The organism is Brucella sp. 22210, assembly GCF_052045675.1.
Classification (GTDB): Bacteria; Pseudomonadota; Alphaproteobacteria; order Rhizobiales; family Rhizobiaceae; genus Brucella.
The window spans coordinates 37,501-39,712 of the sequence record NZ_JBQEPD010000031.1 but is presented as its reverse complement, the minus strand read 5'-3'; the positions used below and the strand labels follow the sequence as shown (position 1 = coordinate 39,712).

Genomic DNA, 2,212 nt, shown 5'->3' with positions numbered 1-2,212 from the left:
TGGTTGCGGGGGCAGGATTTGAACCTGCGGCCTTCAGGTTATGAGCCTGACGAGCTACCGGGCTGCTCCACCCCGCGCCAGGGTGTGTATATTATAACCGGTTGGGTATTTTTAGCGTTTTACGCGTATTTGGAGTGTTTTGTATGTTTTAGAGAAGATGGTTTGATTTGTGTGCTTGGCAGACCTGGCAGCGACCTACTCTCCCGCATCTTAAGATGAAGTACCATTGGCGCTGGAGCGTTTCACGGCCGAGTTCGGAATGGGATCGGGTGCAGCCGCTCCGCCATAACCACCAGGTCGGCGAAGAACACAAATTGAGAAGCTGGATTAGGGCAGTAGGGGAATAAGCAAGTCAAGTGAGTATGTTCACTCACTGCTTCATTCACCATGCCGTCTTTCGTGCAGATAATAAAAAGCACACGACTGTGTGCCGCCGGTTTTCCGGCGCGCCCGCGCAGCCGTCTGGCGAAGCCAGACTGGCGTGAGCGATATAGATCATCAAGCTACGCTTGATGGATATTGTAAATGGGAGTGATCAAGTCGATCGAGCTATTAGTACCGGTAAGCTACATGCGTTGCCGCACTTCCACACCCGGCCTATCAACGTGGTGGTCTTCCACGGCTCTGATAGGGAATACTCGTTTTTAGGTGGGTTTCCCGCTTAGATGCCTTCAGCGGTTATCCCGTCCGTATATAGCTACCCTGCTATGCCGTTGGCACGACAACAGGTCCACCAGAGATACGTCCATCCCGGTCCTCTCGTACTAGGGACAGATCCTATCAATATTCCTACACCCACGGCAGATAGGGACCGAACTGTCTCACGACGTTCTGAACCCAACTCACGTACCGCTTTAAATGGCGAACAGCCATACCCTTGGGACCTGCTCCAGCCCCAGGATGCGATGAGTCGACATCGAGGTGCCAAACAACCCCGTCGATATGGACTCTTGGGGGTCATCAGCCTGTTATCCCCGGCGTACCTTTTATCCGTTGAGCGATGGCCCTTCCACGCGGGACCACCGGATCACTATGACCGACTTTCGTCTCTGCTCGACTTGTCAGTCTTGCAGTCAGGCAGGCTTATGCCATTGCACTCGACGAACGATTTCCGACCGTTCTGAGCCTACCATCGCGCGCCTCCGTTACTCTTTAGGAGGCGACCGCCCCAGTCAAACTACCCACCATACACGGTCCTGGACCCGGATAACGGGCCGCAGTTAGACATCCATATAGGCAAGGGTGGTATTTCAAGGATGACTCCACAATGGCTGGCGCCACTGCTTCAAAGTCTACCACCTATCCTACACATGCCGACACGAATGCCAGTGTAAAGCTATAGTAAAGGTGCACGGGGTCTTTCCGTCTAACCGCAGGAACCCCGCATCTTCACGGGGAATTCAATTTCACTGAGTCTGCGTTGGAGACAGCGGGGAAGTCGTTACGCCATTCGTGCAGGTCGGAACTTACCCGACAAGGAATTTCGCTACCTTAGGACCGTTATAGTTACGGCCGCCGTTTACTGGGGCTTCAATTCAATGCTTGCACATCTCCTCTTAACCTTCCAGCACCGGGCAGGCGTCAGACCCTATACGTCGTCTTGCGACTTCGCAGAGCCCTGTGTTTTTGGTAAACAGTCGCTACCCCCTGGTCTGTGCCACCCCCACCTAGTTGCCTAAATGGAGGTCACGCTTCTTCCGAAGTTACGCGTGCATTTTGCCGAGTTCCTTCAACGCAGTTCTCTCAAGCGCCTTGGTATTCTCTACCAGTCCACCAGTGTCGGTTTAGGGTACGGTCTATATGCAGGAGCTATTTCCTGGAACCGCTTCGCTGCAAGATCAATCCAATAAGACCTTACAACACACGCGATCCGTCACTACCTGCAGGCCCACGAATATTAACGTGGTTCCCATCGACTACGCCTTTCGGCCTCGCCTTAGGGGCCGGCTAACCCTGCTCAGATTAACTTTAAGCAGGAACCCTTGGACTTTCGGCGAGGGAGTCTCTCACTCCCTTTATCGTTACTCATGTCAGCATTCTCACTTCCGATACCTCCAGGATGTCTCACGACTGTCCCTTCACAGGCTTACGGAACGCTCCGCTACCACGCACATACGTGCATCCACAGCTTCGGTGTATGGCTTTAGCCCCGGTACATTTTCGGCGCAAAGACCCTTATTTAGACCAGTGAGCTGTTACGCTTTCTTTAAAT

1 tRNA gene and 2 rRNA genes (1 of these 3 cut by a window edge) are annotated in these 2,212 nt (G+C 53.3%); all 3 read right to left on the bottom strand.

The window, feature by feature from the left end:
* Positions 1-77: transfer RNA gene (locus ACTJKP_RS22640), tRNA-Met, on the bottom strand.
* A gap of 105 nt (positions 78-182) precedes the next feature.
* A 5S ribosomal RNA gene (rrf, locus tag ACTJKP_RS22635) occupies positions 183-297 on the bottom strand.
* A gap of 234 nt (positions 298-531) precedes the next feature.
* Positions 532-2,212: ribosomal RNA gene (locus ACTJKP_RS22630) — 23S ribosomal RNA — on the bottom strand; it runs 1,132 nt beyond the window's last position.